Genomic DNA, 26192 nt, shown 5'->3' with positions numbered 1-26192 from the left:
CGGCCCCGAGCCCACCACCCCCGTGGTGAGGGTGTCAACGCGCATGACTGTTGTGCCGGAATTGCCCGTTCCGGTGACCTGGGTCACAGTGTGGCGGTGACGGTCGTGACACCCCCCACGTTGTACGTCTGGGAGCCCGCCCACGGGGTAGGGCTGCTGTGTCCCCCGTTGCCGATCCTCGTGGAGCCCTCCGTGGCCGTCTCCGCCCTTGAACAGCCCCTGACCAGCGAACCTCCGCTGGCCGACGCCGAACCGCTGACCAGTGAGCCCCCGCTGACCGAGGCGGCGCCCCTGACCAGCGAACCGACCCCGGTGGCCGCGCCAGCCGGAGCCTGACGCCATGACCCTCGCCCGGCTCGCCGCGCTGCACGGCGTCGCCACGTCCTACGCCCCGTCGGCCGACCGCACGGTCCCGGTCCCGGACGCCACGGTCGTCGCCGTCCTCGCGGCGCTGGGCGTCGACGCGGCCACCCCGGAGGCGGTGAGCGCGTCCCTCGACGCCGCCGAACGGGCGCTGGCCGCCCGGCTGTTGCCCCCGACCGTGGTCCACTGGCAGGACCCGGACCCGCCGTCCGCGCCCCCGCCCCCGTCGCTCGCCGCCCTGCCGCCCGGCAGCCGTGTCCGGGTCGAGGCGGAGGGCGGCGGCGCGGCCGACTGGACGGTGCCGGGCGCCGGGGCCGAGGAGGCCGCCCCCTGGCCCGACCTGCCCCTCGGCGTCCACCGGGCCACCGCCCGCACGCCCGACGGCCGCACGGCCCGCGCCACCCTCGTCGTCGCCCCCGACCGCACCCCCCAACCCCCCGCCCGCACCCACGGGTTCCTCGTGCAGCTGTACTCGCTGCTCTCCGCCCGCTCCTGGGGCATGGGCGACCTCGGGGACCTCGCCGAGGTCGCCGGCTGGGCCGGGCGGTCCGTCGGCGCGGGGTTCCTCCAGGTCAACCCGCTGCACGCGGCCGTCCCCGGCACCCCCACCGACCCGTCCCCCTACCGCCCCTCCTCGCGCCGCTTCCCCGACCCCGTACACCTGCGGATCGAGGACATCCCCGAATACGCCTACGTACGCGAGCGCAAGCGGCTCGACGAGCTGCTGAAGGCGGCGGACGCGCTGCGCCGGTCGGTGCTCGACGGCGGCGAGCTGATCGACCGGGACGCGGTGTGGGCGCTGAAGCGGGAGGCCCTGGAGGCCGTCCACGCGGTGCCGCTGGGCCCCGGGCGGCGGGCCGCGTACTGCGACTACCTGGCCCACCAGGGCCAGGCCCTGGAGGACCACGCCACCTGGTGCGCGCTCGCCGAGCGGTACGGGCCGGACTGGACCCGCTGGCCGGGCGCCCTGCGTGACCCCCGCTCGGCCGCCACCGCCCGCGCCCGGCGCGAGCTCATCGACCGGATCGACTTCCACACCCGGCTCGCCTGGCTCACCGACACCCAGCTCGCCGCCGCCCAGCGGGCCGCCAAGGACGCCGGGATGGCGGTCGGCCTCGTCCACGACCTCGCCGTCGGCGTGCACCCGGAGGGCGCCGACGCCTGGGCGCAGCAGCGCACCTTCGCCCGGGGCATGTCGGTGGGCGCGCCGCCCGACGCCTTCAACGCGCGCGGCCAGGACTGGGGCCTGCCGCCGTGGCGCCCCGACGTCCTCGCCGCGTCCGGCTACGCCCCGTACCGCGGCCTGCTGCGCGATCTGCTGCGGCACGCCGGAGCCCTGCGCATCGACCATGTGATGGGCCTGTTCCGGCTGTGGTGGGTGCCGCGCGGCGAGGAGCCGACGGCGGGCACCTATGTGCGCTACGACGCCGAGGCGATGCTCGCCGTGCTCGTCCTGGAGGCCCACCGGGCGGGCGCCGTGGTCATAGGGGAGGACCTGGGCACGGTCGAGCCCGGCGTACGGGAGGCGCTGAGCCGGCGCGGAGTGCTCGGCACCTCGGTGCTCTGGTTCGAGCGCGACTGGGAGGGCACCGGCCGCCCGCTGCCCCCGGCCGCCTGGCGCGAGGCGTGCGTGGCCACCGCCACCACCCACGACCTGCCCTCCACGGCGGCTCGGCTCACCGGCGAGCACGTCGGTCTGCGCCACCGCCTCGGGCTGCTCACCCGCCCGCTGGCCGAGGAGCAGGCCGAGGACGCGGCGGAGGTGGGAGAGTGGCTGGCCTATCTCGCCCGGCTCGGGCTGCTGCCCGAGGGCGCCCGGGGCGAGGAGGGCGCGGTGCGGGCGGTCTACCGCTTCCTGCTGCGCACCCCGGCCCGGATGGTCGGCGTGTGGCTGCCGGACGCGGTGGGCGACCGCCGTCCGCAGAACCTGCCGGGCACCTGGGACCAGTACCCCAACTGGCGCCTGCCGGTGGCGGGTCCCGACGGCCGCCCGCTCGCCCTGGAGGACGTGGTCTCCTCGCCCCGGCTGCACGGCCTGATGCGGGTGTTCGCGTCCGGGCCGGAGACCGCGGCGGCGGGCGCGGGGACTCGTACGGCACCCCCGGGCGCGCGCCCCGCTTAGGCGTTCGCTACGTTTGCACCGTGGACAAGAAGAACACCCTGCGCGCCGGCGCCGTGGCAGCCGGTACGACGCTGATGATGCTGCTCATGTCGGCCCCCGCCCTCGCGGTCACCCGCGACGACGGCGACGACCCGGGCTCCGGCCTGAGCGTGTTCGACACGATCGGCCTGTACGTGATCGCGCCCATCGCGCTGTTCGCGGTCATCGCCGGTCTGGTCATGGTCCTCGACAAGTCGAAGAAGGCCTGACCGACCACGCTTCACGCGCTGTGAGGCGCTTCGCGGTACGAGTACCACTCGTACCGCGAAGCGCCTTTTCTTCTTTCCCCTCCCGGCGGCCCCTCCCGGCGGCTCAGTGCGCCGAGAGCAGCTTGCGCAGCAGGCCGTTCAGCTGCTCCGCCTCCGCCGCGTCGAGCACCCCGTCCAGCACCTCGTGCTGCATCTCCAGGCCCGCCGTCACCGACTCGTCGACGATCTCGCGGCCCTTCTCGGAGAGGGTGACGCGCAGCCCGCGCCGGTCGTTCGGGTCCGGGCTGCGGCTGAGCAGCCCGGCCTTCTCCAACTTGTCCAGGCGCCCGGTCATCCCGCCGGTGGTGAGCATCGTGGTCGCCGAGAGCTGGCGCGGCGAGAGCGTGTACGGCTCGCCGGAGCGCCGTAGCGTCGCCAGGACGTCGAACTCGCCGCGCGAGATCCCGAACCGCTTGTACTCCTTCTCGATCCGGTCGCCCATGGCCCGGGAGATGCGGTAGATCCGCCCGTAGACGGCCATCGGAACGGTGTCGAGGTCGGGCCGCACCTCCGCCCACTGCGCGGTGATGGCGTCGACGGGGTCACGGGGGGTCGTTGTCATGGGCACCAGTATCCGAGCGATTTTGATCGGGCGCAAGAAAGTTGCTTGACTAAAAGTAGCTTAGGAGTAAGCTACTTCCCATGAAGCGAACCCAGAGCCGCATGGCCACCGTCGCCCTCACCGCCCTCGCCCCGATCTCCTGGGGCTCCACCTACGCCGTGACCACCGAATTCCTGCCCGCCGACCGGCCGTTGTTCACGGGCATGATGCGGGCACTGCCCGCCGGGCTCGCGCTCCTCCTGGTCACCCGGAGACTGCCGCGCGGGGAGTGGTGGTGGAAGGCGGTGGTCCTGGGGGCGCTCAACATCGGGGCCTTCTTCCCGCTCCTCTTCCTCGCCGCCTACCGGCTGCCCGGCGGCATGGCCGCCGTGATCGGCTCCCTCGGACCGCTGTGGGTGGCCGGGCTCGCCGCGCTCTTCCTGGGGGAGCGGCCGTCGCTGCGGACGCTGCTCACCGGTATAGCGGCGGCCCTTGGGGTCAGCCTGGTCGTCCTGAAGGCCACCGGGGCACTGGACACCGTCGGAGTGATCGCGGGCGTCGCCTCCTCGGTGTCGATGGCCGCCGGGACCGTCTTCACCAAGCGGTGGGGGCGCCCCGAGGGGGTCGGTCCGCTGGTGATGACCGGCTGGCAGCTGACCGCCGGCGGACTGCTCATCGCGCCGGTCGCCTTCCTGGTCGAGGGTGCGCCTCCGGCGCTCGACGGGCGCAACCTCGCGGGCTACCTCTACCTCGCCCTGGTCAACACGGCCGTCGCGTACTGGCTCTGGTTCCGCGGCATCGGCCGCCTGACCGCCACCTCGGTGACCTTCCTCGGCCCGCTGTCGCCGCTGACCGCCGCCGTCCTCGGCTGGGCCGCGCTCGGCCAGACGCTCACCCCGCTCCAGCTCACGGGAATGGCGATCGCCTTCGGGGCGACGCTGGCGGGCCAGTACGTACCGAGGACGGCGAAGCCCGCGAAGCCGGAGCTCAAGGCGGAACTCATGCCGGAGCTCAAGGCAGAGCCCAAGGTGGAACGCCGGGTGGACCTCCCCGCAGAACCGTTCACTTCAACTGAACGAATCGGTCAGAAAGATTCGATGGACGCGATGGTTCCCGCGGTGCGACGGTAATCCGGCACCCACCGCCGACCGTCGAAGGAGCAGCGACCGCCGTGGCAGTCCTGGAGCGAGACCGCACCACCCCGATCATCGCGAGGGCGAGCCGGGCCACAGGCCCCGGACTCGCCCTCGCGGGCGTTGCCACCGTCGTCTGGTCCGGCAGCTTCGTCGCCTCCCGGGCCCTGCACGACTCGGTGCCCCCCGTCCAGGCCGCGTTCTGGCGCTGGATCATCGCCCTGGTGGCGGTCGCCCCGTTCGCGGCCCGCGAGACCTGGCGCCAACGGGCCCTGATCCGCCGCCACTTCCGCTTCGTCCTGCTGGCCGCCCTGCTCGGCGTCACGGTCTACAACACCCTCGTCAACCAGGCCGGACTCTCCACCTCCGCGGGCAACATGGGCATGATCATGGCCGCGTCGCCGGTGCTGATGGCGCTGTACGAGCGGCTCGGCGGCGGGCGGCTCGGGGCGCGCCGGACGACCGGGATGCTCGTCGCCTGCGCCGGGGTGCTGCTCCTGATGAGCAAGGGCTCGCTCGCGCCGCGCTTCGCCGCCGGGGACCTGTGGATGGTCGCCGCCGCCGTCTCCTTCGCCTCGTACAGCGCCCTGCTGCGCCGCCGCCCCGCCGGACTCGGCGGCCTGGCCTTCCTGTTCACCACGTTCGCGCTGGGCGCGCTGATGCTGGCGCCGGCGTACGGGGTGAGCCTCGCGGTGCAGGGCGGCTTCGCGGTGACGCCGGGGACGGCCGGGCCGCTGGTGTACGTGGGCGTCCTCTCCTCCGCCGTCGCCTTCTTCGCCTGGAACAAGGCGATCGCATTGATCGGCGCGGCCCGGGCGGGCGTCGTCTACTACCTCCAGCCGGTCTTCGTGGCCCTGCTCTCCTACGCGCTCCTTGGCGAGGCGACGGGGGTGGGCGGGCTGGTGTCCATGGCGCTGATCCTGGGCGGCGTGGTGCTGGGCTCACGCCGATAGGTTGACGGGCATGCGCGCGAACGATCCCGCAGAGCTGTTCGGCAACCGGAACGAGGGCCAACGGCACGACTGGGACATCAAGAAGCTCCACATCCTGCGGACCCTGCGCGACCGGGGAACCGTGACCGCGACCGCCGAGGCGCTGCTGATGACGCCCTCGGCGGTCTCGCAGCAGCTGACCAACCTGGCGAAGCAGCTCGGCGTCCCCCTCCTGGAGGCGGACGGCCGCCGGGTCCGCCTCACCGACGCAGCCCATCTCGTACTGCGCCACGCCGAGGCGGTCTTCGCCCAACTGGAGCGGGCGGACGCGGAGTTGGCGGGGTATCTGCGGGGCGAGGCGGGTGTGGTGCGGGTGGGGGCCTTCTCCACGGCGGTGCCCGCGCTGGTCGTCCCGGCGGCGCTGCGGCTGCGGCGCAGCCATCCCGCGCTTGAGGTACGGGTACGGGAGGCGGAGGCGGCCGAGGCGTACGAGCTGCTGTCGGCCGGGGCGGTGGATCTGGCCCTGTCGCTGGCCGCGCACGCCCCGAGCGCCCGGGACCCCCGGTTCACGGTGGTCCCGCTGCTGGCCGACCCGCTGGACGTCGCGCTCCCCGCCGACCACCCGCTCGCGACCGCACCGGACCTGCGCCTGTCCGACCTCGCGGCCGAGCCGTGGATCTTCGGCGGCAGCGGACCGTGGTCCCAGATCACGACGGCGGCGTGCGAGGCGGCGGGGTTCGTGCCGGAGCAGGCGCACAGTGCGGCGGGGTGGACGGCGATTCTGTCGATGGTGGCGGGGGGGATGGGGGTGGCGTTGGTGCCGCGGATGGCGGCGGTGTCCCGTGGGGGTGTGGTGATGCGGGAGCTGCCCGTGGATCGTCGGCCGTATCGGCATGTGGTGGCTGCGGTGCGGAGGGGGGCGGAGGGTGGGGCGGGGGTGGGGCGGGTGCTGTCCGCGCTGCGGGAGAGTTCCCCCACCCCGCCCCTTCCCTAAACTCTCCGGGGGATCCCGTTCGGCCGCGGACCGTGGTGGGTTGCTCGCGCAGTTCCCCGCGCCCCTTAGATGCCGCTGCGCGGCGATCCCCGGGGCGGCCCGGAGGGGCGCTTTTAGGGGCGCGGGGAACTGCGCGCTCAGCCACCCACGGTCCGCAGCCGAACTCAGCGGGGTGCAGGGGCCGCAGGCCCCGCAAACGGGGTCCGGGGGCGTAGCCCCCGGGAGAGCCACCTCCGCCCCCTCCCACCCCCGGAGGGTTCAGGGAAGGGGCGGGGTGGGGGCAAAACCACCTACGACGACGCCGCGTCCGCCTCCCGCGCCCGCAGCGCCCGCTCAACCCCCGCCCGGGACTCCGAGATCAGCCGCCGCAGGGCCGCGTTCGGCGACGCCGAGGCCAGCCACGCGTCCGTCGTGTCCAGCGTCGCCTGCGACACCTGGAGCGACGGGTAGAGACCCGTCGCGATCTGCTGCGCGATCTCGTGCGAACGCGACTCCCACACACCCTTCACCGAGGCGAAGAACTTCTCCGTGTACGGGGCGAGCAGCTCGCGCTGGTCGAACTGGACGAAGCCCCCGATCACCGCCTCCTGCACGGCGTTCGGCAGCGTGTCACCCTCGACCACCGACGCCCACGCCTCGGCCTTCGCCTCGGCCGTCGGACGGGCCGCGCGCGCCGTCGCCGCGTGGCGCTCGCCCGCAGCCGTACGGTCCCGCTCCAGCTCCGCCGCGATCGCCTTCTCGTCGGCCCGGCCGGTCGCCGCGAGCCGCTCCAGGAGCGCCCAGCGCAGCTCGGTGTCGACGGCCAGGCCGTCCACCGTCTCGGTGCCGTCGAGCAGCCCCTGCAACAGGTCGAGCTGCGCGTCCGTACGGGCCGTGGCCGCGAACGCCCGCGCCCACGCCAGCTGGTGGTCGCCGCCGGGCGCGGCCGCGCGCAGCTGCTCCAGGGCCGCCTCGGTCCAGCGGGCCAGACCCGTCTCGCGCCACTCGGGCGCCGCGTACAGCTCAAGGGCCAGCTTCACCTGGCGGTGCAGGGACTGCACGACGCCGATGTCGGACTCCTTGGCGATGCCGGACAGGACCAGCGCCAGGTAGTCGCGGGTCGCCAGCTCGCCGTCGCGGGTCATGTCCCACGCCGAGGCCCAGCACAGCGCGCGCGGCAGCGACTCGGCGAAGTCGCCGAGGTGCGCGGTGACGACCTTCAGGGACTCCTCGTCCAGGCGCACCTTCGCGTACGAGAGGTCGTCGTCGTTGAGGAGGACGACGGCCGGGCGGCGGGTGCCCGCCGGGAGCTCGACGGCCGTACGGGCCCCGTCCACGTCCAGCTCGAAGCGGTCGGTGCGCACCAGCTTGCCCGTCTCGTTCAGCTCGTAGAAGCCGATCGCGATCCGGTGCGGGCGCAGGGTGGGCTCGCCCTGGGCGCCGGCGGGCAGCGCCGGGGCCTCCTGGAGGACGGTGAACGAGGTGATGGCACCCTCGCCGTCGACCTCGATCTCCGGGCGCAGGATGTTGATGCCCGCCGTCTCCAGCCACGCCTTCGACCAGGCGGTCAGGTCGCGGCCCGAGGTCCGCTCAAGGGCGCCCAGCAGGTCGGACAGGCGCGTGTTGCCGAACGCGTGCGCCTTGAAGTACGCCTGCACGCCCTGGAAGAACTCGTCCATGCCGACGTACGCGACGAGCTGCTTGAGGACCGAGGCGCCCTTGGCGTACGTGATGCCGTCGAAGTTGACGAGCACGTCGTCGAGGTCGCGGATGTCCGCCATGATCGGGTGCGTGGACGGCAGCTGGTCCTGCCGGTACGCCCAGGTCTTCATGGAGTTGGCGAAGGTGGTCCACGCGTGCGGCCACTTCGAGCCCTCCGCGTACGCCTGGCAGGCGATGGAGGTGTAGGTGGCGAACGACTCGTTCAGCCACAGGTCGTTCCACCACTCCATGGTGACGAGGTCGCCGAACCACATGTGGGCGAGCTCGTGCAGGATGGTCTCGGCGCGCACCTCGTACGCGGCGTCGGTCACCTTGGACCGGAACACGTACTGGTCGCGGATGGTCACCGCGCCCGCGTTCTCCATCGCGCCCGCGTTGAACTCCGGCACGAAGAGCTGGTCGTACTTGGCGAACGGGTAGGCGTAGTCGAACTTCTCCTGGAACCAGTCGAAGCCCTGCCGGGTCACGTCGAAGATCTCGTCCGCGTCGAGGTACTCGGCGAGCGAGGGGCGGCAGTAGATGCCCAGCGGCACCGACTGCCCGTCCTTCTCGTACGAGGAGTGGACCGAGTGGTACGGACCGACGATCAGGGCCGTGATGTAGCTGGAGATCCGGGGGGTCGGCTCGAAGACCCACACGTCGTCGGAGGGCTCCGGCGTCGGCGAGTTGGAGATGACCGTCCAGCCCGAGGGGGCCTTCACGGTGAACTGGAAGGTCGCCTTCAGGTCCGGCTGCTCGAAGGAGGCGAAGACGCGGCGCGCGTCCGGCACCTCGAACTGGGTGTACAGGTACGCCTGGTTGTCGACCGGGTCGACGAAGCGGTGCAGGCCCTCGCCCGTGTTGGTGTACGCGCAGTCCGCGACCACCTTCAGCTCGTTCGGGCCCGCCTCCAGACCGGTCAGCGCGATCCGCGAGTCCGCGAACACGGCGGCCGCGTCCAGCGCGGTCCCGTTGAGGACGACCTCGTGCACGGCGGGCGCGACGAGGTCGATGAACGTCTGCGCACCGGCCTCGGCGGAGTCGAAGCGCACGGTGGTCACGGACCTGTAGGTCCCGCCCTCCTGCGCGCCGCTCAGATCGAGCTCGATCGCGTACGAGTCGACGCTCAGCAGCTCCGCGCGCCGCTGCGCCTCTTCACGGGTCAGATTCGTGCCAGGCACCCGGCCATCTCCTTCAGAAAAACTCAGCTGGATCCATCAGATCGTGACGGTTCCGGCCATCCTTGCACGAGACGTCCCGGGGGCGTACAGGGCTTTTGCCCGGGGGGCTCCAGGTCCGAATTCCGCCGGTGCGGGGCGGGCCGGGTCGGCACCGTGGAGCCATGAACACGAAGACGGGAACACTGACCTACGACGCCCGCCCCATCCCGCCCGCCGCGCTCGGGGAGCTGCGCGCCACCGACGACGCCGGGCGCCCCTGCGCGCCCTTCACCGACGAGGAGGGCGGCGCCCCGCTGCGCTGCTGTCTGCGCCTCAGTGAGCCGGGCGAGCGCATCGCGCTCGTCTCGTACGCGCCGCTGCGCCGCTGGGCGGCCGAGACGTGGGCGAAGCCGGGGGCGTACGACGAGCAGGGCCCGGTGTTCATCTGCGAGCGGTGCGACGGGCCGGGCGGCGAGCCGCGGTCGTACCCCTTCGCCCGCCCGGGCGCGCTGCGCACGGTCCGCCGCTACGACGCGGAGGGCCGCATCGTGGGCGGCCGCCTCCTGGAGATCCCCGAGGACACCACGGCGGGGTACGAGACGGCCTTCGCGGAGGCGTTCGCGGACCCGGAGGTGGCGCTGGTCCACGTCAGGGCGCTGGAGTACGGCTGCTTCCACTTCGAGGTCCGCCGCCCCTGACCGGGCGCGTCCCCGCCACCGCGCCCGCGAAGGCCCGCACGGCCGCCGTGTCGCCGCCCGCGCGCCACACCACCCCGAGGGCAGAGTCGGGCAGCCCGTCCACCGGGACGAACGCGATGTCGTCGCGGGCGTGGTAGTCGGCGGTGGGGCGGCACAGCAGCATCGCGCCGATGTCCGCCGCGACCAGTGTGAGCCCCTCCTGGAGCGTGGCCACGGAGGGCCCGCCCGCCGCGCCCGGCGCCTGGGCGGCACGCCAGTAGGAGGGGGCGGGCGCGGCCGGGGCGATCAGATCGGCCCCGGCCAGTTCGGCGGCGGACAGCCGGTCGCGGGAGGCGTACGGGTGCCGCACCGACACGGCCAGGGTCTGCCGCTGCTCGGAGAAGACGGGCCCCAGCTCCAGATCCGGCTCGGCCACCGGGAGCAGGACGACGGCGGTGTCGACGTCCCCGCGCCGCAGTGCCCCGAACGGATCGCAGAGAGGGATTTCGACGAGGTGCGGCCGGATGTCGGGATGGCGGACCCTGAACGCCTCGATGGCCCGCAGGAGATACGCGGTGGCCGTGCCCTGGAAGCCGATGCGAAGGGTGCCGGTGAGCCCCCGGGCGTGTGCCTGCGCGCGGGAGACGACACCGGCCAGCGCGTCATAGGCAGGCCGGAGCTCGGCGAGGAACTCCTCCCCGAACGGGGTGAGCCGCACGCGCCGGCTGGTGCGCTCCACGAGCCGCGCGCCGAGCCGCCGTTCCAGGGCGGCGAGCAGCTGGCTGACGCGGCTCTGCGAGACGTACAGCCGCTCGCCGGTGCGCCCGAAGTGCAGCTCGTCGGCGAGGACGAGAAAGCATTCGAGCTCACGGACTTCGAGGGCGCGGACTTCAAGGGCGCGCAAAGGATCCCCCTCACCTTGATCGGTCCATCCCGTTGATTGATCAATCCGGCTAATCAAAGGATGAGAACTCCGCCGTTGTTCCCCTGGCGCGGGGCGCGAAGGCTGTGGGGCATGGAAACGATCACTGAAAGCCCCGTGGGGAGCGGTAGTTGGAGTCCGGCGCGCGGCCGGGCGGCCGTGCTCGCGGTCGCGGCCACCACGTTCGCCGTGGTCACCACCGAGATGCTGCCGGTCGGCCTGCTGAGCCCGCTCGGGGACGCGCTGGGGGTGAGCGAGGGCAGGGCGGGGCTCGCCGTGACCCTGCCGGGCGTGGTGGCGGCCCTGACGGCCCCGCTCCTGCCGGTCCTGGCGGGCCGCGCCGACCGCCGTACGCTCCTGGTCGCCCTCGTCCTCCTGCTCGCGGCGGCCGACCTGGCCTCGGCGCTGGCCCCCGGCTTCGGGGTGCTGCTGGCGGCGCGGCTGCTGGTCGGGGTGTGCATAGGCGGGGTCTGGGCGGTGGCGGCGGGCCTGGCGCCCCGGCTGGTCCGCGCGGAAGCGGTGGCCCGTTCCACGGCGGTGATCTTCAGCGGGATAGCGGTGGCGTCGGTGGTGGGCGTCCCCGCGGGCGCGCTCATGGGTGAACTGGCGGGCTGGCGCTGGGGTTTCGCGGCGGTGGGGGTGCTGGCGCTGGTGGTGGCGGGCCTGCTGGCGGCCCTGCTGCCGCCGCTGCCGCCGGATCGGGCGGCGCGCCGGTCCCGGGCGCTCGACCTGCTCCGGGTGCCGTCCGTCCGGACGGGCCTGGCGCTGGTCCTGCTGCTGGTGACGGGTCACTTCGCGGCGTACACGTACGTACGCCCGGTGCTTGAGCGGGTCGACGGGATCGGGGCGGGGGCCGTGAGCGGGCTGCTGCTGCTCTACGGGGTGGCGGGGGTGGCGGGCAACTTCCTCGCGGGCGCGGTGCGTGGTCCGCGCCGGGTGCTGCTCGTGATCTCGGGACTGCTGGCGCTGACGCTGGCCGGGCTGGTGGTGTCGTCCCGGAGCGCCTACGTGTCCGTGGCCCTCCTGGCCCTGTGGGGCCTGGCGTACGGCGGCGTCTCGGTCACCACCCAGACCTGGCTCCTCCAAGCGGCCCCCAAGGCCCCGGAGGCGGCCTCTGCCCTGTTCACGGCGGTGTTCAACGCGGCGATCGCGTTGGGGGCGGCGGTGGGCGGGGGCGTGGTGGACGGGGTGGGGGTGGTGGGGGTGCTTGTGGTGGGGGCGGGGTTGGGGGCGGCGGCGATCGGGGTGTGCGCGCGGCCCCAGGGCTGAGGTGTCCTTCCCCCACCCCGCCCCTTCCCTAAAGCCCTCTGGCGGACGGCCGGGGGCTTCGCCCCGGGCCCCGTGTTCGTCCGCGGACCGTGCTGGGTTGCTCGCGCAGTTCCCCGCGCCCCTAGGGGGTGCGGGCGATGGCGAGGGCGAAGCCGAGCCTTTCAGGGGCGCGGGGAACTGCGCGCCCAGCCACAGACAACCCGCAGACGAAGCCCCCGGGAAAACACCTCCGCCCCCTCCCGCCCCCGGAGGGTTTAGGGAAGGGGCGGGGTGGGGCCAAAACCCCCGTGGGCTAGCCGCGCAGCTCCTCCGCCACCAGCTCCGCGATCTGCACCGCGTTCAGCGCAGCCCCCTTACGGAGGTTGTCGTTGGAGAGGAACAGCGCGAGACCGTTCTCCACGGTCTCGTCCACCCGGATCCGCCCCACATACGACGCGTCCTTGCCCGCCGCCTCCAGCGGCGTAGGAATCTCCGACAGCTCCACCCCCGGCGCCGAGCGCAGCAGCTCGTACGCCCGCTCCACCCCGATCGGCCGCGAGAACCGCGCGTTCACCTGGAGCGAGTGGCCCGAGAAGACCGGGACCCGTACGCACGTGCCGGACACCTTCAGCTCCGGGATGCCGAGGATCTTGCGGGACTCGTTGCGGAGCTTCTGCTCCTCGTCCGTCTCGAACGACCCGTCGTCCACGATCGACCCGGCCAGCGGCAGCACGTTGAAGGCGATCGGCCGCTTGTAGACGCCGGGGGACGGGAACGACACCGCGTCCCCGTCGAAGGCGAGCTGGTCCGCCGCCTCGGCCACCGCGCACGCCTGGGTGTGCAGCTCCGCCACGCCCGCCAGGCCCGAGCCCGACACGGCCTGGTAGGTCGTGGCGACCATCGCGGTCAGCCCGGCCTCCTCGTGGAGCGGCCGCAGGACCGGCATCGCGGCCATCGTGGTGCAGTTCGGGTTGGCGATGATCCCCTTGGGGCGGTCCTTGATCGCTTCCGGGTTCACCTCGGAGACGACCAGCGGCACCTCGGGGTCCCCACGCCACGCCGACGAGTTGTCGATCACGACCGCGCCCTGCCCGGCGACCTTCTCCGCCAGCGCGCGCGACGTCGCGCCGCCCGCCGAGAAGAGCACGATGTCCAGGCCCGTGTAGTCGGCCGTGGACGCGTCCTCGATGGTGATCTCGCGGCCCTCCCACGTGAGGGTGGAGCCCGCGGACCGCGCGGAGGCGAACAGGCGCAGCTCGTCGACCGGGAACTTCCGCTCGGCGAGGATGCTCCGCATGACTCCGCCGACCTGTCCGGTGGCTCCGACGATTCCGACCCTCACGGTGACTCCTTCTGTGCGCGTATGTACGGCTCCGGCGCCCCCATCATGCGTCGGAGCCCGGCGGACTTGTCCAATCCATTGTCCGGGGGATGGGACGGCCCGGGGAGCGCCCCGGTCCGGAACCTGAAGATCCCTTCCCACTTGTGACGAGTTCATGGCAGCTCTGTTGCATCCGACCCGGAATGCCCCCGGACGGCCCTTTCGCTGGTTACGGTCCTGCAGTCAGCACCGATAAACGATCACCAGCACCCGTATTCCGGAGGAAACCGTGCGCGCATCCCGCCGCAGCCGGGCCATAGCGGTCCTGGCGGCAGCCCCCGTACTCCTGGCGGCCGCAAGCCCCGCCGTGGCCCACTCGCACAGCCACAAGGACCCGCACAAGCAGGCCGAGCGGCTCGCCAGGAAGCTCGTGTCGCAGGCGTCGGGGGAGAGTGCCTACCGCCACCTGGAGCAGTTCCAGAAGATCGCCGACGCCAACGGCGGCAACCGCGCCGCGGGCACCCCGGGCTACGACGCCTCGGCCGCGTACGTCTACGGCCAGCTCAAGAAGGCCGGGTACGACGTCTCGTACCAGGACTTCGACATCTACGAGTCCAAGACCCTGCGCGAGAAGCTCACCGTCGTCTCCCCCCAGCCGCGCGAGCTCAAGACCACCGCCTTCCAGTTCAGCAAGGCGAGCCCGGCCGGCGGCCTCACCGCCCAGGTCAAGGCGGCCCGCGTCGACGCCACCCCGGGCTGCGAGCTCGACGACTACGCGTCGGACACCTTCACCGGCAAGATCGCCCTGGTCAAGCGCGGCAGCTGCACCTTCCTGCAGAAGGAGGCCGTCGCGGCCAAGGCGGGCGCCGCCGGGATCATCCTCTACAACCACTCCGGCGACGCCCCTGTCCGCGGCACCGTCAGCGACCCCGCGAACGCGCACATCCCGGCCACCGGCATCTCGCTCGCCGACGGCGAGGCGCTGGCCGCGCAGGTCGCCAAGGGCGAGGTCACCGTCACCCTGGACGTGGCCACCGAGGCGGTCGCGCACAAGACCCGCAACGTGATCGCGGAGACCAAGGGCGGCGACCCGTCGAACGTCGTCGCGCTCGGCAGCCACCTCGACTCGGTCCCGGCCGGGCCCGGCATCAACGACAACGGCTCCGGCTCGGCCGGTCTGCTCGAAGTCGCCCTGAAGCTCGCCAAGGAAACCAAGCAGACCAAGAAGCACCCCAGGCCCACCGCCAACAAGGTGCGGTTCGCCTGGTGGTCGGGCGAGGAGCTGGGCCTGCTGGGCTCCGAGCACTACGTCAAGTCCCTGACGGAGAAGCAGAAGCAGCAGATCAAGCTGTACCTCAACTTCGACATGATCGGCTCGCCCAACCCGGCCGAGCTCGTCTACGACGGCGACGACTCCGACCGGACCGGCGCGGGCGCGGGCCCGGCCGGCTCCGCCCAGATCGAGCGGCTGATCAACGGCTACCTGGACAAGAAGCGCGTCCCGCACTGGGGCACCGACTTCGACGGCCGCTCCGACTACGGCCCGTTCATCGAGCAGGGCATCCCGGCGGGCGGCACCTTCACCGGCGCCGAGGGCCTCAAGACCGAGGAGCAGGCGGCCAAGGCGGGCGGCACGGCCAAGCAGCCCTACGACGCCAACTACCACGCGGCCGGTGACACCCTGAAGAACATCGACCGCAGGTACTTCGACCTCAACATCGACGTCATCGCGCACGCGGTCGGCACCTACGCCCAGGACCTGAGCTCGCTCAAGGGCTGACCCCCGTACCCAGCGCAAAGGGCCCGGCGTTCGTCGCGAACGCCGGGCCCTTCTGCCTGCTCACACCGTTACGGCGTGACCTTCTCGATCACGACGCTGCCGGTGCCCGCGGCGGTGCCGCGCGCGTTGACCAGCTTGACGTCGCCGAAGAACTGGCGTCCCTCGGGGGCCGCGCCGCTCACCAGGACCTGCGCGCCGACGGTCGCCGAGGCGCCGTTGGCGAGCTTGACGGCCTTGGAGTCGTCGACCTTGACGGTGCCGAGCGACGGCGCGTAGTACACGTCGCGGTAGTTGTACGTGGTCGAGCCGGACGGGATCGCGTAGCCCGCGACCTGGATGGTGTAGGTGCCGGCGGCCGGCTTCACCAGGCTGACGGCCTCCTCGGAGTCGCCGTCCGCGGACGAGCCGACCTGCACGCCGTCCTTGAGGACCGTCAGGTCCAGGTCGGCCGCGGTGTCCGAGACGCCGCCGATGGCGACGTCGAGGCGCTCCACGCCCTCGCCGACGGTCAGCGTGGTCGTCTGGACCTCACCGGCCTTGATGGTCGGCTTGGCGACCTTCGCGGAGCCCAGCGAACCGCCCTGGAGCTTGCCGTCGATGGCGGCGAAGCCGTTGGTGACCTTCCACTCGACCGGCGTCGCGGTGCCGATCCTGGCCTCCGGCACGGTCTTCACGGCCGGGTCGAAGGCGGCGCCGAGCAGCGCGACATCCAGCTTGTACGGGTTGTCGAGGTACGGCGACGTACGGCGCGACTCGACCTCGATTTCCCACACACCGGGCTGCGGGTCCGCGTAGGAGCGCAGGTCGGGGCGGCACTTGTTGGCCGGGTTGTCGTAGTTCGGGTAGCAGTTGGGCGTCCCCGTCTCGTCGACCGGCACACCGTAGGGGTGGATCGCGATGAACCGGGTCTGGCTGCCCGAGCGCAGCGCGCCCATGGACACCTCAAGAGCCTTGGCGCCCGCCGGGACGCTCACGAAGTACGACTTGGTGCTGTTGCGCTGCACCGAGGACGAGTCCGTGAAGGTGTACGACGGCTTGGCCAGCGGCTTGGCGACGATCACGGTGGCGAGGATCTGCTGGTCCACGCCCTTGGTCCGCTTGTCGTTGACCTCCAGGATCGCGCTGTGGATGCCCGCCGACTTCGGCTGCGCCTGCACCTTGACGGTGACCGGCGTGTTCAGCGCCAGCGCGACCTCGTCGGAGCCCAGGACCTTGAAGGTGCCGTCGTTGTTCTTGAACGACAGCTTGTGCTTCACGGCCTTGTCCGGGCCCGTGGTGCGGGTGACGGTGACGTCGTACGTCTTCTTCTCGCCCGCCTTGAGGCCGCCCTCGCGGTCGTAGATGCCGGTGCCGAAGCCCGGCGTCTTCAGCGCGAAGTCGATCGCGGTCTTCACCGGCGCCTTGACGCTGTACTCGTGCGCCGTGGCGCCGTCCTCGATCGCGTCCCACGCGTCGACGATGTCGATCAGGCCCGCGCCCTCGGCGTACGCCTGGACACCCTTGATGTGCTTGGCCGTCGACGTCAGCGCGGTGCGCAGGTCGGCCGGGGCCAGGTCGAGGTGCTTCTGCTTGGCGGCCGAGAGCAGCAGTGCCGCGGCGCCCGTCGCCTGCGGCGAGGCCATCGAGGTGCCCTGGAGCATCGAGTAGCCGGCCGGCAGCGAGTAGCCCGACTCCTTGACCGGGGAGCCCTCCAGCCACGTCTGCGTGGTGTTGATCGCGGCACCCGGCGCCGACAGGGTCGGCGTGAAGCCGCCGTCCTCACGCGGACCGCGCGAGGAGAACGGCATCATGTCGTACTTCTTCGACACGTTGGAGCCGTAGTTGGCCGCCCAGGTCTCCTGCGAGATGGAGGCGCCGACCGAGATGACGTGGTCGGCCAGGCCCGGGTCGCCGATGGTGTTGACGCCGGGGCCCGAGTTGCCGGCCGAGATGACCAGCTGGACGCCGTAGCTGTCGATCAGGCGCTTGTAGAGCTCCGCGCGCGCATTGTTGCCGTCGTTGAGCGCCGGCAGACCGCCGATCGACATGTTGACGATGTCGACGTGGCGGTTGGTGACCAGGTCGATCATGCCCTCGGTCAGCGCGATGTTGGTGCAGCCGCCGGACCAGTTGCAGGCCCGCGAGGAGACGATCTTGGCGCCGGGGGCGGCGCCGCTCATCTTGCCGCCGAACAGGCCGTTCGCGGCGGTGATGCCCGCGACGTGAGTGCCGTGCTCGGACTCGATGATGCCGATGTTGACGTAGTCGGAGGTGTGCCCGGCCGCGTCGTACTTCACGTTCTTGCGGATCTCGACGGTGAACGGCATCCGCTCGACGACGTCGGTCACCGGGTTGTCGGTACCGAAGTAGCCGACCTGGTAGCCGTCCTTGTACGGCTTCATGGCCTCGTCGTCGGTGAAGTCACCGTTGTTGTTGAGGTCCACCCGGACGGTACCGGCGACCGGGTCGTAGAGCACGCCCCAGGTGTCGGTGGTGTCGCCGTCGCGGTTCACGTCGCCCTTGGCGTCGCCGCCCGCGGTGATCTTCTCCGAGAACAGGCTGACGTCGTACGAGCCCGCCGGGGCCTTCCAGGTGCGGCCCTGGAAGGTGAACTCCGGTCCGGAGACGGCGGTGTTCATCCGGCGCCAGGTGCCGTCGGCGTCGGCCACCGGGTCGGTTGCGGTGACCCAGTCGACGATCTTGCGCTCGCCGGTGGTGGTCTTCTGGAGCGCCGGGTGGCCCAGGTCCACGCCGGAGTCCAGGACGCCGATGGTGATGCCGCGGCCGTCGGCCTTGGGGTGCTGCTTGACGAAGTCGACCGCGCCCGTCTCGAAGGACGGGTTGTACGGGTTCTTCGCGGGGGTGTCCTTGCCCGGCGCCGGGTACGAGCCCGAGAGCGACCTGCGCGGGGCGCTCGCGCCCTTGGCGCTGTCGGCCGACGGGGTCGGGTCGTCCAGCTGGATCTCCTGCTTGAGGTCGATCCCGTGGACGGAGGGCAGCTTCGCGGCGGCCTTCAGGGTCGACTCCGCGGTGGCGGTCGGCAGGGTGGCGCGCACATAGCCGAGCTTGTCGTCGGTCTTGCCGACGGTGGCGCCCGGCACCGAGTCGAGCTGGTGCGAGACGGCGCCGGTGGCGCCGGGGGCCGTCGCCACCATCACGGTGACGGTCTTCTCGCCCTTGGCCTCGGCCTCGGCGAGCCGCTGCTCGTCGGCCGCGCCGAGCTTGGCCGCCGGGTCCGCCGGGGATTTGGCGGGGGTGGACTTCACCGGAGCGGGCGTCGGATCGGCCGCCTGGGCGGCGAAGACGGGGGCGGCACCGGCGGCGACGAGCGCGGCCACCAGGCCGGCCGCGGCCGCTATTCGGGCCGTGCGTCTAGCGCCGGGTACGGCGCGCGGCGAATCGGAGGTCATCAGCATCCCTAATGGTCAGAAAGGGTCCGGAATACGGGGCCGGATGACCGCTGAGCATTTCGTATGTGACTGTTGTTTGTGGAGAGTTGACCGGGTCCGGAAACGGACATGGCGTGATCCCGCCATACGCCATCGGGAGCGAGGCGGGGTGAACCGGGGCGAATCAGCCCTCGCGTGTGCGGGCGTAGTGACGGGACGCCTTCGCTCGGTTGCCGCACCCCGCCATCGAGCACCAGCGCCGGGTCCCGTTCCGTGAGACGTCGAAGAAGTGCAGGATGCACGCGTCATGGGCGCAGGCGCGGATCCGGTCCGGCGCGGTGCGCAGCAGATCGAGGTAGTCGCGCGCGGCCGTCCAGGCGGGCCCCCAGGCCGGATCGGCGAACTCGGCGCGCTCGCCCGGCCCCTCGGCGGACAAAGTGGCGCGAATACGGCCGTGTTCGAGGATCGCGTCGACGTACGCCGTCGCCGCGGGGTCGCCGGGGGACTCCACAGCCCGCAGCAGCGCCTCCCGGGCCCGCAGCAGCGGCCCGAGCGCGGCCTCGTCGGCGGGGAAGCGCGCGTCGAGGCCGTTGGCGGCGAGCCAGACGGCCAGCCCGCCTTCCGAGGCCAGCAGGTCCTGCCGCTCCCCGTCGCGCATCCACCGTGTGTTCAGCAGGTCGAGGGAGACGGGCTCTCCGGTGAGCGGACGCGGATCGGGCGCGGACATCCCGGTCTCCTCTCGTGGGCGGCGGGCCCCGGCGGGCGGGGTCGCTAACCACTAAAGGTTACGTGACCGGTTGCATCCCCCGCATCTAACCTCTAACCTCAAATTGAGAGGTTATACGAGTTGACCTCCTCGCTCGGGAAGGGGACCGCCATGACGGCGACGACCAGCACGTTCCGCACCGGCCACATCGGCCTCAATGTGACCGACCTCGACCGCTCCCTCGGCTTCTACCGGGACCTCCTCGGCTTCGAGGTCCTGTCCGAGGGCAAGGAGGAGGGCCGCCGCTTCGCCCTCCTCGGCCGCGCCGGACAGCTCTCGCTCACCCTCTGGCAGCAGGCCGACGGCGCCTTCGCCCCGAACCGCGCCGGGCTGCACCACCTCGCCTTCGCCGTCGACACAATCGAGGAGGTGAAGGCGTACGAGAGCGAACTGCGGGCGTACGGCGTGGAGTTCGCGTACGAGGGGATCGTGGCGCACCGCGAGGGCGCGGCCTCCGGGGGGATCTTCTTCCACGATCCGGACGGGATCCGCCTGGAGATCTCGGCTCCCCTGGGCGCGGACCTGGCCCCCGCCCCGTCGGCGGCCCCCACCTGCGGCTTCTTCTAGGCCCGGCCTTCCCGCGCCCATGAGCGCGCCCCTTCGGGGCGCCCCAGGGGGTTGCCGCGGAGCGGCATTAAAGGGGCGCGGGGCTGTGACATTTGCGGCTCCGCCGCGTGGGCGCGAGCAACCCGGCACGGCCCGCAGACGAACTCGAAACGGAGGACAGCCCGATGACCGTGCCCACCCCCTACCACCCCGGTTCCCGGGCCGTGCAGGACCGTGTCGGCGTCCGGGAGGCCGCCGACCACGTGGGGCGCGCGATCGGCCCCGGCATCCGGCCGGTCGCCGCCGCCTTCCTCGAACTCCAGCCGATGCTGGTGCTCGGCGCCGCGGACGAGGGCGGCCGGATGTGGGCCTCGCTGCTGACCGGTCGCCCCGGGTTCGTCCGGGCCACCGGGACCCACCAGATCTCGGTCACGGGCGGCCCCGCCGGGAGCGACCCCCTCGCCGGGGTCCTGGCGGCCGGGAGCGGCCCCGTCGGCACGATCGCGCTCGACCCGCGCACCCGGCGCCGGATGCGGCTCAACGGCACGGCCCGCCCGACCCCGCGCGGCCTCGCAGTCGAGGCCGAGCAGGTCTTCTCGAACTGCCCCAAGTACCTCCAGCACCGCGAGATCGAGGCGTACGAGGAGGGGCAAGGCGAGGCCGGTGCCGTGCGGCGCGGGGAAAAACTCACCTCCGCCCAGGAGGAGTTCGTCCGCGCCGCCGACACCTTCTTCATCGCGACCACCGCGCCGGACGGCGTGGACGCCAGCCACCGGGGCGGCAACCCCGGCTTCGTGCACGTCACTTCGCCCACCGGTCTGGAGTGGCGCGACTACCCCGGCAACTCCATGTTCCTCACCCTCGGCAACCTGGAGGCCGACCCGCGCGCCGGGCTGCTCCTCGTGGACTGGACGCACGGCACCACGCTCCAGCTCTCGGGCACGGCCCGCACCGCGTTCTCGGCGGGGGAGCGCACGGTCCGCTTCACCGTCGAGCGGGTGGTGGAATCGCCGGGGGCGAGCCCGCTGCGGTGGTCCGCGCCCGACTACTCACCGGCCAACCCCGCGGGGTGAATCCGGGATCGGCTGAAATCCGCTCAACCCCGCCCCCGCCGGGCAACGCGTCCGGCGGGGACGGAGTCCTGTCCGCCGACGGCGCCGTCCTGGGCGCCGCGGGCGACAGGGAGAGCGCATGTCGGTACGTACGGGCAGGAGAGTCGGGACCACCGTCTTCGCCGGGGTGGTGGCCGCGGGGATCACCGCGACCGTGTGCGCGGCGGGCCCGGCCGCCGCGCGGGAGGCGGCGCCGGTCCCGCACCGGGCCACCCAGCAGGCGATGGACGCGGCCGTGCGCGACGGCGTGCCCGGCGTCGTCGGGATCGCTCAGCAGGACGGGCGCGCCTGGAGCGGGGACTCCGGCGTCGCCGATCTGCGCACCGGCCGCGAGCGGCAGGCCGAGGACCGCTACCGGGTCGGGTCCATCACCAAGACGTTCGTGGCCACCGTCGTCCTCCAGCTCGAAGCCGAGGGCAGGCTGAGCCTGGACGACACCGTCGAGCACTGGCTGCCGGGCGTGGTGCGGGGCAACGGCCACGACGGCACGAAGATCACCTTGCGCCGGCTCCTCAACCACACCAGCGGCATCTACAACTACACCCAGGACCCGGCCTTCGGGCAGCGGATCTTCACTACGGAGTTCCTCCAGCACCGCTATGACACCTACACGTCACGGCAGTTGGTGGACATCGCGATGCGGCACGCGCCGGAGTTCGAGCCGGGCACCTCCTGGCGCTACTCCAACACCAACTTCGTCCTGGCCGGAATGGTGATCGAGAAGGCCACCGGCCACTCCTACGCCACCGAGATCGAGCGCCGCGTCCTGCGCCCGCTGCACCTGCGCTCCACCACGCTCCCGGGCACCGACTCCCGGATGCCGCGGCCCAGCGGCCGCGCCTACTCCAAGCTGTCCACGGAGCCGGTCGGCAGGACGTACGACGTCACCGCGCTCAACCCGTCTATGGCGGGCTCGGCCGGTGAGATGGTGTCGGACTCGGCCGATCTGAACCGCTTCTACCGCGCCCTGCTGGCCGGCGAGCTGCTTCCCTCCCGCCAGCTCAAGGAGATGAAGACCGCCGTCCCGATGAGCGCCGACACCCCCGACGCCGGCTACGGGCTCGGTCTCCAGGTGAACAAGCTGCCCTGCGGCACGGAGGTCTGGGGCCACGGCGGCGGGATCCACGGCTCGTCGTCCATGGCGGTCACCACCGGGGACGGGCGCCATTCGCTGGCGTTCAACTTCAACGGCGACTGGTCGGGCGACGCCGACGCGGTCGTCCTCGCCGAGTTCTGCGGCACCACCCCGGCGGCCAAGGCGGTCAAGCCGGTCAAGCCCGTCGCGCTCGTCAAGTGACCTTGTGGTGCTCCCCCGTTCACCGGGGGAGCACCACCACATACGCGGCGGGCTCCCGGTCCGCCGAGGCCATCAGGGCGGTGCGCACAACGGTCGCCTGCTGCTCCATCGACTCGCGCAGCTTCCTGGGCGTGACGTGCACGACGGTGATCCCGAGCCGTTCCAGCGTGTCCCGCTTGCGGGTGTACTCGCACCACAGCTCGTCCTCGTCCTCCCCACGCGGCCTGCCCTGGCGCGGCGCCCGGGTGTCGAGCTCCAGCGCCACCGCCTGGTCCGGCCAGTACGCGTCCAGGCCCCCGATGTGCGGCCCGCCCGGCAGCCGAAGGTCCACGTTCCACAGCGGGTCGGGCAGGTCGTGGACGCGCACCAGCTCGTAGAGGCGGTTCTCGGCGATCGCCCGCCCCTCGGCGAGCAGCGAGTCCACCGCGTCCACCACATGCGCCCGTGTCAGCAGCCGCGCCTGCGTCAACTCCCGTACCAGTGCGGCCGGTTCGCAGTGTCCGCCGCGTACGGCCTCGGTGAGCAGCCGGCGTACCGCGTGCGCGTCGGTGAGCTGGGCCACCGCGTCCGCCAGCGCCCTCGGCACCGGCGCCACCGGCACCCCGGCCACCGGCTCCGGCACCGGCATCACATGCGCCCGCACCAGCCGTACGCAGCCGGTCGAGCGCAGCCGCCGGGTGCGCGGCACCAGCACGTCGATCCGGTCGAGCGAGAGCAGCGGGGGAGCGGAGGAGAAGCGGTGCAGGGCGAGCGCGGCGAGGCCGGTGACGACCGCGTCGCACGGCGCCGCGTGCGCCTGGCCCTGGGCGGGGACCGCCTTGGCGCGCTCGGGGGCCGGGCGTCCCGCGTACAGCAGGGCCGCGTGCAGCCGCTCCTCGCTGGTGGGCGGTCCCGGGTGCAACACGTAGACACCGGGCAGGAGTTGCTGCCAGGGGCCGCCGGGGCGGCACTGGGCGGCGGCGCTGGCGGCCGGGATGCCGTGGGCGCGCAGCTGGGCTGCCGAGTAGACGCGCCGGTGCACGTCGGTGAGGTGGCTGAGGGGGCGCGGGGAGAGCGGGGAGGGGGTCTCGCCGCCGAAGGTCGGGGTGTTGTGGTTCATGCCGGGGGTGTTCCGCGCCCGGAGCGGCCCTTAACCGCTGTTACAAGCCCGTCGACAATTCCGGACAACCCCGTCCTAAAGTACGGGCGTTCGAGTGCCGATCAGGGGGCCCGTCGCCGGGCCCCCCGCCGGGCGTCAGCGGGCGGCCGCCGCCGCGTCGCAGTCCTGGCCGCGCAGGGTGCGGGCCAGGTCGTCACGGGCCTCCAGGACCAGGCGGCGCAGTGCCGGGGCCGCGTCCTGGTGGGCGGCCAGCCATTCGTCCGTGGAATCGAGCGTCGAGCGGTTGTCCCGCAGGCTCGGGAAGAGCCCCCGCACGACGTCCATGCCGATCTGGATGGACCGCTCGGCCCACAGGCGCTCGATCACCTCGAAGTACTTCGGCGCGTACGGAGCGATCAGCTCGCGCTGCGAGGGCTGGCCGAAGCCGGAGATGGTGGCCTCCACCAGCGCGTTCGAGAGCGAGTCCGACTCGACGACCTGCGCCCAGGCCTGCGCCTTGACCGCCGCCGACGGCCGGGCCGCCAGACAGCGCACCTGGTGGCGCTTGCCGGAGGCGGTGTCGTCGCGGGCGAGCTCGGCGCCGATCACCGACTCGTCGGCGCGGCCGTGCGCGGCCAGCGGCTCCAGGAACACCCAGCGCAGCTCCTGGTCCACGTCCAGCCCGTCGATCTTCGCGGTCCCCTCCAGGAGGCCTTCGAGGAGCTGGAAGTCGGCGTCGGTCGTCGCCGTGGAGGCGAAGAAGCGGGCCCAGGCCAGCTGGTGCTCGCTGCCCGGCGCCGCGATCCGCAGCTCGCGCAGCGCGCCCTCGGCCAGCAGCCGCCCGCCCTGCTCGCGCCACTCGGGCGCCGCGTAGTACGTCTGCGCCGAGCGGGTCCAGGCGTGCAGCATCTGGAGCACGCCGATGTCCGTCTCGCGCCCGGAGTGCGCCAGCACCAGCTCGATGAAGTCCCGCGCGGGCATCAGCGCGTCCCGCGTCAGGTTCCACAGCGCCGACCAGCACAGGGCGCGCGCCAACGGATCTGTGATGTCGCCGAGGTGGGCCCGCAGGGTGGCGAGCGAGCCCTCGTCGAAGCGGATCTTGCAGTACGTGAGGTCGTCGTCGTTGACCAGGATCAGCTCGGGCCGCTCGGCCCCGGCCAGCTCCGCCACCACCGTGCGCGGCCCGTCCACGTCGACCTCGGCGCGTGCGTACCGCACCAGCGCCCCGGCCTCGGAGCGGTAGAGGCCGACCGCGACCCGGTGCGGGCGCAGCGTCGGATGGGCGTCGACGGCCTCCTGGACCACGGCGAGCTCGGTGATGCGGTCACCGGCGTCGTAAGTGACCACCGGGGTGAGCGAGTTGACGCCCGCCGTCTGGAGCCAGGACCGCGACCAGGACGCCATGTCCCGGCCGGAGACCTCCTCCAGGACCGACAGGAGGTCGCCCAGGCGCGTGTTCCCGTACGCGTGGCGCTTGAAGTAGCGCCGGGCGCCCTCCAGGAACGCGTCCCGCCCCACGTACGCCACCAGCTGCTTGAGGACCGAGGCGCCCTTGGCGTAGGTGATGCCGTCGAAGTTGAGCTTGGCGTCCTCCAGGTCACGGATGTCGGCCGTGATCGGGTGCGTGGACGGCAGCTGGTCCGCGCGGTACGCCCAGGACTTGCGGCCGTTGGCGAAGGTGATCCAGCCGTTGGTGAACCGGGTCGCCTCGACCTGCGAGAAGCTGCCCATGAAGTCGGCGAACGACTCCTTCAGCCACAGGTCGTCCCACCACTGCATGGTGACCAGGTCGCCGAACCACATGTGCGCCATCTCGTGCAGGATGACGTTGGCGCGCCGCTCGTAGGCCGCCTGCGTCACCTTGCCCCGGAAGATGAACTCCTCGCGGAAGGTCACCAGGCCCGGGTTCTCCATCGCCCCGAGGTTGTACTCCGGCACGAAGGCCTGGTCGTACTTGCCGAACGGGTACGGGTAGTCGAACTGGTCGTGGAAGAAGTCGAGGCCCTGCTTGGTGACGAGGAACACGTCGTCCGCGTCGAAGTGCCGGGCCAGGCCCTTGCGGCACATCGCGCCGAGCGGGATCTCCAGGGTGGTGCCGTCGTCGAAGGTGCGGCGGTAGCTGTCCGTCACGTAGTGGTACGGACCGGCCACCACGCAGGTGATGTACGTGGAGATCGGCTTGGTCTCGGCGAACCGCCAGACCCCGTCCTCGCCCCGGGCGCCCTCGCCGTTGGACCACACCGTCCAGCCCTCGGGCGCTGTCGCCTCGAAGCGGAAGGTGGCCTTCAGGTCGGGCTGCTCGAAGTTCGCGAACACCCGCCGGGAGTCGGCCGGCTCGTACTGCGTGTAGAGGTAGACCTCCCCGTCCTCCGGGTCGACGAAGCGGTGCAGGCCCTCGCCGGTGCGGCTGTACGCGCAGTTCGCGTCCACCACCAGCACGTTCTCCGCCGCCAGGTCCGCCAGCGCCACCCGGGTGCCGTCGAAGACCGCGGCCGGGTCCAGCGGCTTGCCGTTCAGGGTCACCGCGTTCACCGACGGCGCCACCAGGTCCGCGAAGGACTCCGCGCCCGGCCGCGCGCAGCGGAACCGGATCGTGGTGACCGACCGGAACGTACGCGGCCCTTCCGGGGCGTCCCCGACCGCGGACCGCAGGTCGAGGGTGACGTCGTACCCGTCGACGGACAGCAGATCCGCCCGCTCACGGGCCTCGTCGCGGGACAGATTCTCACCGGGCACGGGCACTCCTTCGTGTCTCGTTCGAACAGCACCGATCCTGCCATGCCCGCCGGGCCCCGGACACGCGGGAATGCGGCGGGTGGCCGGGGGTGTTCCCTTCGTCGATCAGCCCAGCGTGCCCGATGAGGA

At 72.4% G+C, this 26192-nt stretch carries 20 protein-coding genes; 12 read left to right on the top strand and 8 right to left on the bottom strand.

The annotated features are described in order from the left end of the window. Positions 1–153 precede the first annotated feature (153 nt). Genes BX283_RS40640 through BX283_RS16355 form a run of 3 tightly spaced genes read left to right on the top strand, consistent with a single transcriptional unit; the run spans position 154 to position 2733 of the window. Positions 154–336, top strand: coding sequence for a hypothetical protein (locus BX283_RS40640; protein WP_373979583.1), 183 nt, complete (start codon positions 154–156; stop codon positions 334–336). 4 nt (positions 337–340) lie between these two features. Further along, positions 341–2485, top strand: a complete 2145-nt coding sequence (malQ, locus tag BX283_RS16360) for a 4-alpha-glucanotransferase (RefSeq protein ID WP_101388342.1) — start codon at positions 341–343, stop codon at positions 2483–2485. Positions 2486–2505: 20 nt separating this feature from the next. After that, a complete protein-coding gene (locus BX283_RS16355; RefSeq protein ID WP_101388341.1) occupies positions 2506–2733 on the top strand; it encodes a hypothetical protein in 228 nt (75 codons plus the stop codon). Positions 2734–2836: 103 nt separating this feature from the next. Here BX283_RS16355 and BX283_RS16350 read toward each other — a convergent pair whose 3' ends face one another. Next, positions 2837–3334, bottom strand: coding sequence for a MarR family winged helix-turn-helix transcriptional regulator (locus BX283_RS16350; protein ID WP_101388340.1), 498 nt, complete (start codon positions 3332–3334; stop codon positions 2837–2839). Positions 3335–3414: 80 nt separating this feature from the next. Here BX283_RS16350 and BX283_RS16345 point away from each other — a divergent pair, with 80 nt between their 5' ends. From BX283_RS16345 to BX283_RS16335, 3 genes are read left to right on the top strand one after another with little or no spacing between them, the layout of a single operon-like run. After that, positions 3415–4443 (top strand): EamA family transporter, encoded by a 1029-nt coding sequence (locus tag BX283_RS16345; protein ID WP_101388339.1) that lies wholly within the window; start codon positions 3415–3417, stop codon positions 4441–4443. Positions 4444–4493: 50 nt separating this feature from the next. Further along, a complete protein-coding gene (locus BX283_RS16340) occupies positions 4494–5399 on the top strand; it encodes a DMT family transporter (RefSeq protein ID WP_257584309.1) in 906 nt (301 codons plus the stop codon). A 10-nt stretch (positions 5400–5409) separates the two neighbouring features. Next, positions 5410–6372: a LysR family transcriptional regulator gene (locus tag BX283_RS16335; RefSeq protein WP_101388337.1), complete on the top strand. Its 963-nt coding sequence runs from the start codon at positions 5410–5412 to the stop codon at positions 6370–6372. Between the two features lie 290 nt (positions 6373–6662). On the opposite strand, the gene pepN (BX283_RS16330) is transcribed toward BX283_RS16335, so the two are convergent. Next, positions 6663–9233 carry an aminopeptidase N gene (pepN, locus tag BX283_RS16330; protein ID WP_101388336.1) on the bottom strand — a complete coding sequence of 857 codons (2571 nt, stop codon included), beginning with the start codon at positions 9231–9233 and terminating at the stop codon, positions 6663–6665. 161 nt (positions 9234–9394) lie between these two features. Between pepN (BX283_RS16330) and BX283_RS16325 the strand changes: the two genes are divergently transcribed. Next, positions 9395–9910 (top strand): DUF1203 domain-containing protein, encoded by a 516-nt coding sequence (locus BX283_RS16325; protein ID WP_101388335.1) that lies wholly within the window; start codon positions 9395–9397, stop codon positions 9908–9910. On the opposite strand, the gene BX283_RS16320 is transcribed toward BX283_RS16325, so the two are convergent. Further along, entirely contained in the window at positions 9861–10793 is a 933-nt protein-coding gene (locus BX283_RS16320) for a LysR family transcriptional regulator (RefSeq protein ID WP_101388334.1), read from the bottom strand. The genes BX283_RS16325 and BX283_RS16320 overlap by 50 nt on opposite strands. Before the next feature lie 111 nt (positions 10794–10904). Between BX283_RS16320 and BX283_RS16315 the strand changes: the two genes are divergently transcribed. Continuing rightward, on the top strand, positions 10905–12080 hold the full coding sequence (locus BX283_RS16315; RefSeq protein ID WP_101388333.1) for an MFS transporter: 1176 nt from the start codon (positions 10905–10907) through the stop codon (positions 12078–12080). 292 nt (positions 12081–12372) lie between these two features. Here the strand turns inward: BX283_RS16315 and BX283_RS16310 are convergent, their stop codons facing one another. Further along, positions 12373–13401: an aspartate-semialdehyde dehydrogenase gene (locus BX283_RS16310; RefSeq protein WP_101388332.1), complete on the bottom strand. Its 1029-nt coding sequence runs from the start codon at positions 13399–13401 to the stop codon at positions 12373–12375. 268 nt (positions 13402–13669) lie between these two features. On the opposite strand from BX283_RS16310, the gene BX283_RS16305 reads away from it, so the two are divergent. Continuing rightward, entirely contained in the window at positions 13670–15160 is a 1491-nt protein-coding gene (locus BX283_RS16305; protein WP_101388331.1) for a M28 family metallopeptidase, read from the top strand. Positions 15161–15228: 68 nt separating this feature from the next. Here the strand turns inward: BX283_RS16305 and BX283_RS16300 are convergent, their stop codons facing one another. Continuing rightward, positions 15229–18555 carry a S8 family serine peptidase gene (locus BX283_RS16300; RefSeq protein WP_180357170.1) on the bottom strand — a complete coding sequence of 1109 codons (3327 nt, stop codon included), beginning with the start codon at positions 18553–18555 and terminating at the stop codon, positions 15229–15231. A 157-nt stretch (positions 18556–18712) separates the two neighbouring features. Continuing rightward, positions 18713–19255 carry a CGNR zinc finger domain-containing protein gene (locus BX283_RS16295; protein WP_101388330.1) on the bottom strand — a complete coding sequence of 181 codons (543 nt, stop codon included), beginning with the start codon at positions 19253–19255 and terminating at the stop codon, positions 18713–18715. A 150-nt stretch (positions 19256–19405) separates the two neighbouring features. Between BX283_RS16295 and BX283_RS16290 the strand changes: the two genes are divergently transcribed. The 3 genes from BX283_RS16290 (at position 19406) to BX283_RS16280 (ending at position 22249) form a co-directional block, all read left to right on the top strand. Then, positions 19406–19861 (top strand): VOC family protein, encoded by a 456-nt coding sequence (locus tag BX283_RS16290; protein ID WP_101392379.1) that lies wholly within the window; start codon positions 19406–19408, stop codon positions 19859–19861. A 164-nt stretch (positions 19862–20025) separates the two neighbouring features. Beyond that, entirely contained in the window at positions 20026–20913 is an 888-nt protein-coding gene (locus tag BX283_RS16285; protein ID WP_101388329.1) for a pyridoxamine 5'-phosphate oxidase family protein, read from the top strand. A gap of 118 nt (positions 20914–21031) precedes the next feature. Beyond that, the gene (locus BX283_RS16280) at positions 21032–22249 is read left to right on the top strand and encodes a serine hydrolase (RefSeq protein WP_101388328.1); all 1218 of its coding nucleotides are present in this window, start codon (positions 21032–21034) and stop codon (positions 22247–22249) included. Positions 22250–22268: 19 nt separating this feature from the next. On the opposite strand, the gene BX283_RS16275 is transcribed toward BX283_RS16280, so the two are convergent. Next, complete coding sequence (locus tag BX283_RS16275; protein ID WP_101388327.1) at positions 22269–23348, bottom strand: hypothetical protein; 1080 nt, start codon at positions 23346–23348, stop codon at positions 22269–22271. A 135-nt stretch (positions 23349–23483) separates the two neighbouring features. Next, a complete protein-coding gene (gene pepN, locus BX283_RS16270) occupies positions 23484–26063 on the bottom strand; it encodes an aminopeptidase N (RefSeq protein ID WP_101388326.1) in 2580 nt (859 codons plus the stop codon). Positions 26064–26192: the final 129 nt, after the last annotated feature.

The sequence above is a fragment of the Streptomyces sp. TLI_146 genome (assembly GCF_002846415.1).
Classification (GTDB): Bacteria; Actinomycetota; Actinomycetes; order Streptomycetales; family Streptomycetaceae; genus Streptomyces.
This window is presented reverse-complemented; position numbering and strand designations above follow the sequence as displayed.

What these genes read in the sequence shown, in the direction of transcription:
- BX283_RS16345 (WP_101388339.1), top strand. Translation starts at nt 3,415, where the DNA reads ATGAAGCGAACCCAGAGCCGCATGGCCACCGTCGCCCTCACCGCCCTC.
- BX283_RS16295 (WP_101388330.1), bottom strand. Translation starts at nt 19,255, where the DNA reads ATGTCCGCGCCCGATCCGCGTCCGCTCACCGGAGAGCCCGTCTCCCTC.
- malQ (WP_101388342.1), top strand. Translation starts at nt 341, where the DNA reads ATGACCCTCGCCCGGCTCGCCGCGCTGCACGGCGTCGCCACGTCCTAC.
- BX283_RS16285 (WP_101388329.1), top strand. Translation starts at nt 20,026, where the DNA reads ATGACCGTGCCCACCCCCTACCACCCCGGTTCCCGGGCCGTGCAGGAC.
- BX283_RS16325 (WP_101388335.1), top strand. Translation starts at nt 9,395, where the DNA reads ATGAACACGAAGACGGGAACACTGACCTACGACGCCCGCCCCATCCCG.
- BX283_RS16275 (WP_101388327.1), bottom strand. Translation starts at nt 23,348, where the DNA reads ATGAACCACAACACCCCGACCTTCGGCGGCGAGACCCCCTCCCCGCTC.
- BX283_RS16315 (WP_101388333.1), top strand. Translation starts at nt 10,905, where the DNA reads ATGGAAACGATCACTGAAAGCCCCGTGGGGAGCGGTAGTTGGAGTCCG.
- BX283_RS16280 (WP_101388328.1), top strand. Translation starts at nt 21,032, where the DNA reads ATGTCGGTACGTACGGGCAGGAGAGTCGGGACCACCGTCTTCGCCGGG.
- BX283_RS16300 (WP_180357170.1), bottom strand. Translation starts at nt 18,555, where the DNA reads ATGCTGATGACCTCCGATTCGCCGCGCGCCGTACCCGGCGCTAGACGC.
- BX283_RS16350 (WP_101388340.1), bottom strand. Translation starts at nt 3,334, where the DNA reads ATGACAACGACCCCCCGTGACCCCGTCGACGCCATCACCGCGCAGTGG.
- BX283_RS16335 (WP_101388337.1), top strand. Translation starts at nt 5,410, where the DNA reads ATGCGCGCGAACGATCCCGCAGAGCTGTTCGGCAACCGGAACGAGGGC.
- BX283_RS16290 (WP_101392379.1), top strand. Translation starts at nt 19,406, where the DNA reads ATGACGGCGACGACCAGCACGTTCCGCACCGGCCACATCGGCCTCAAT.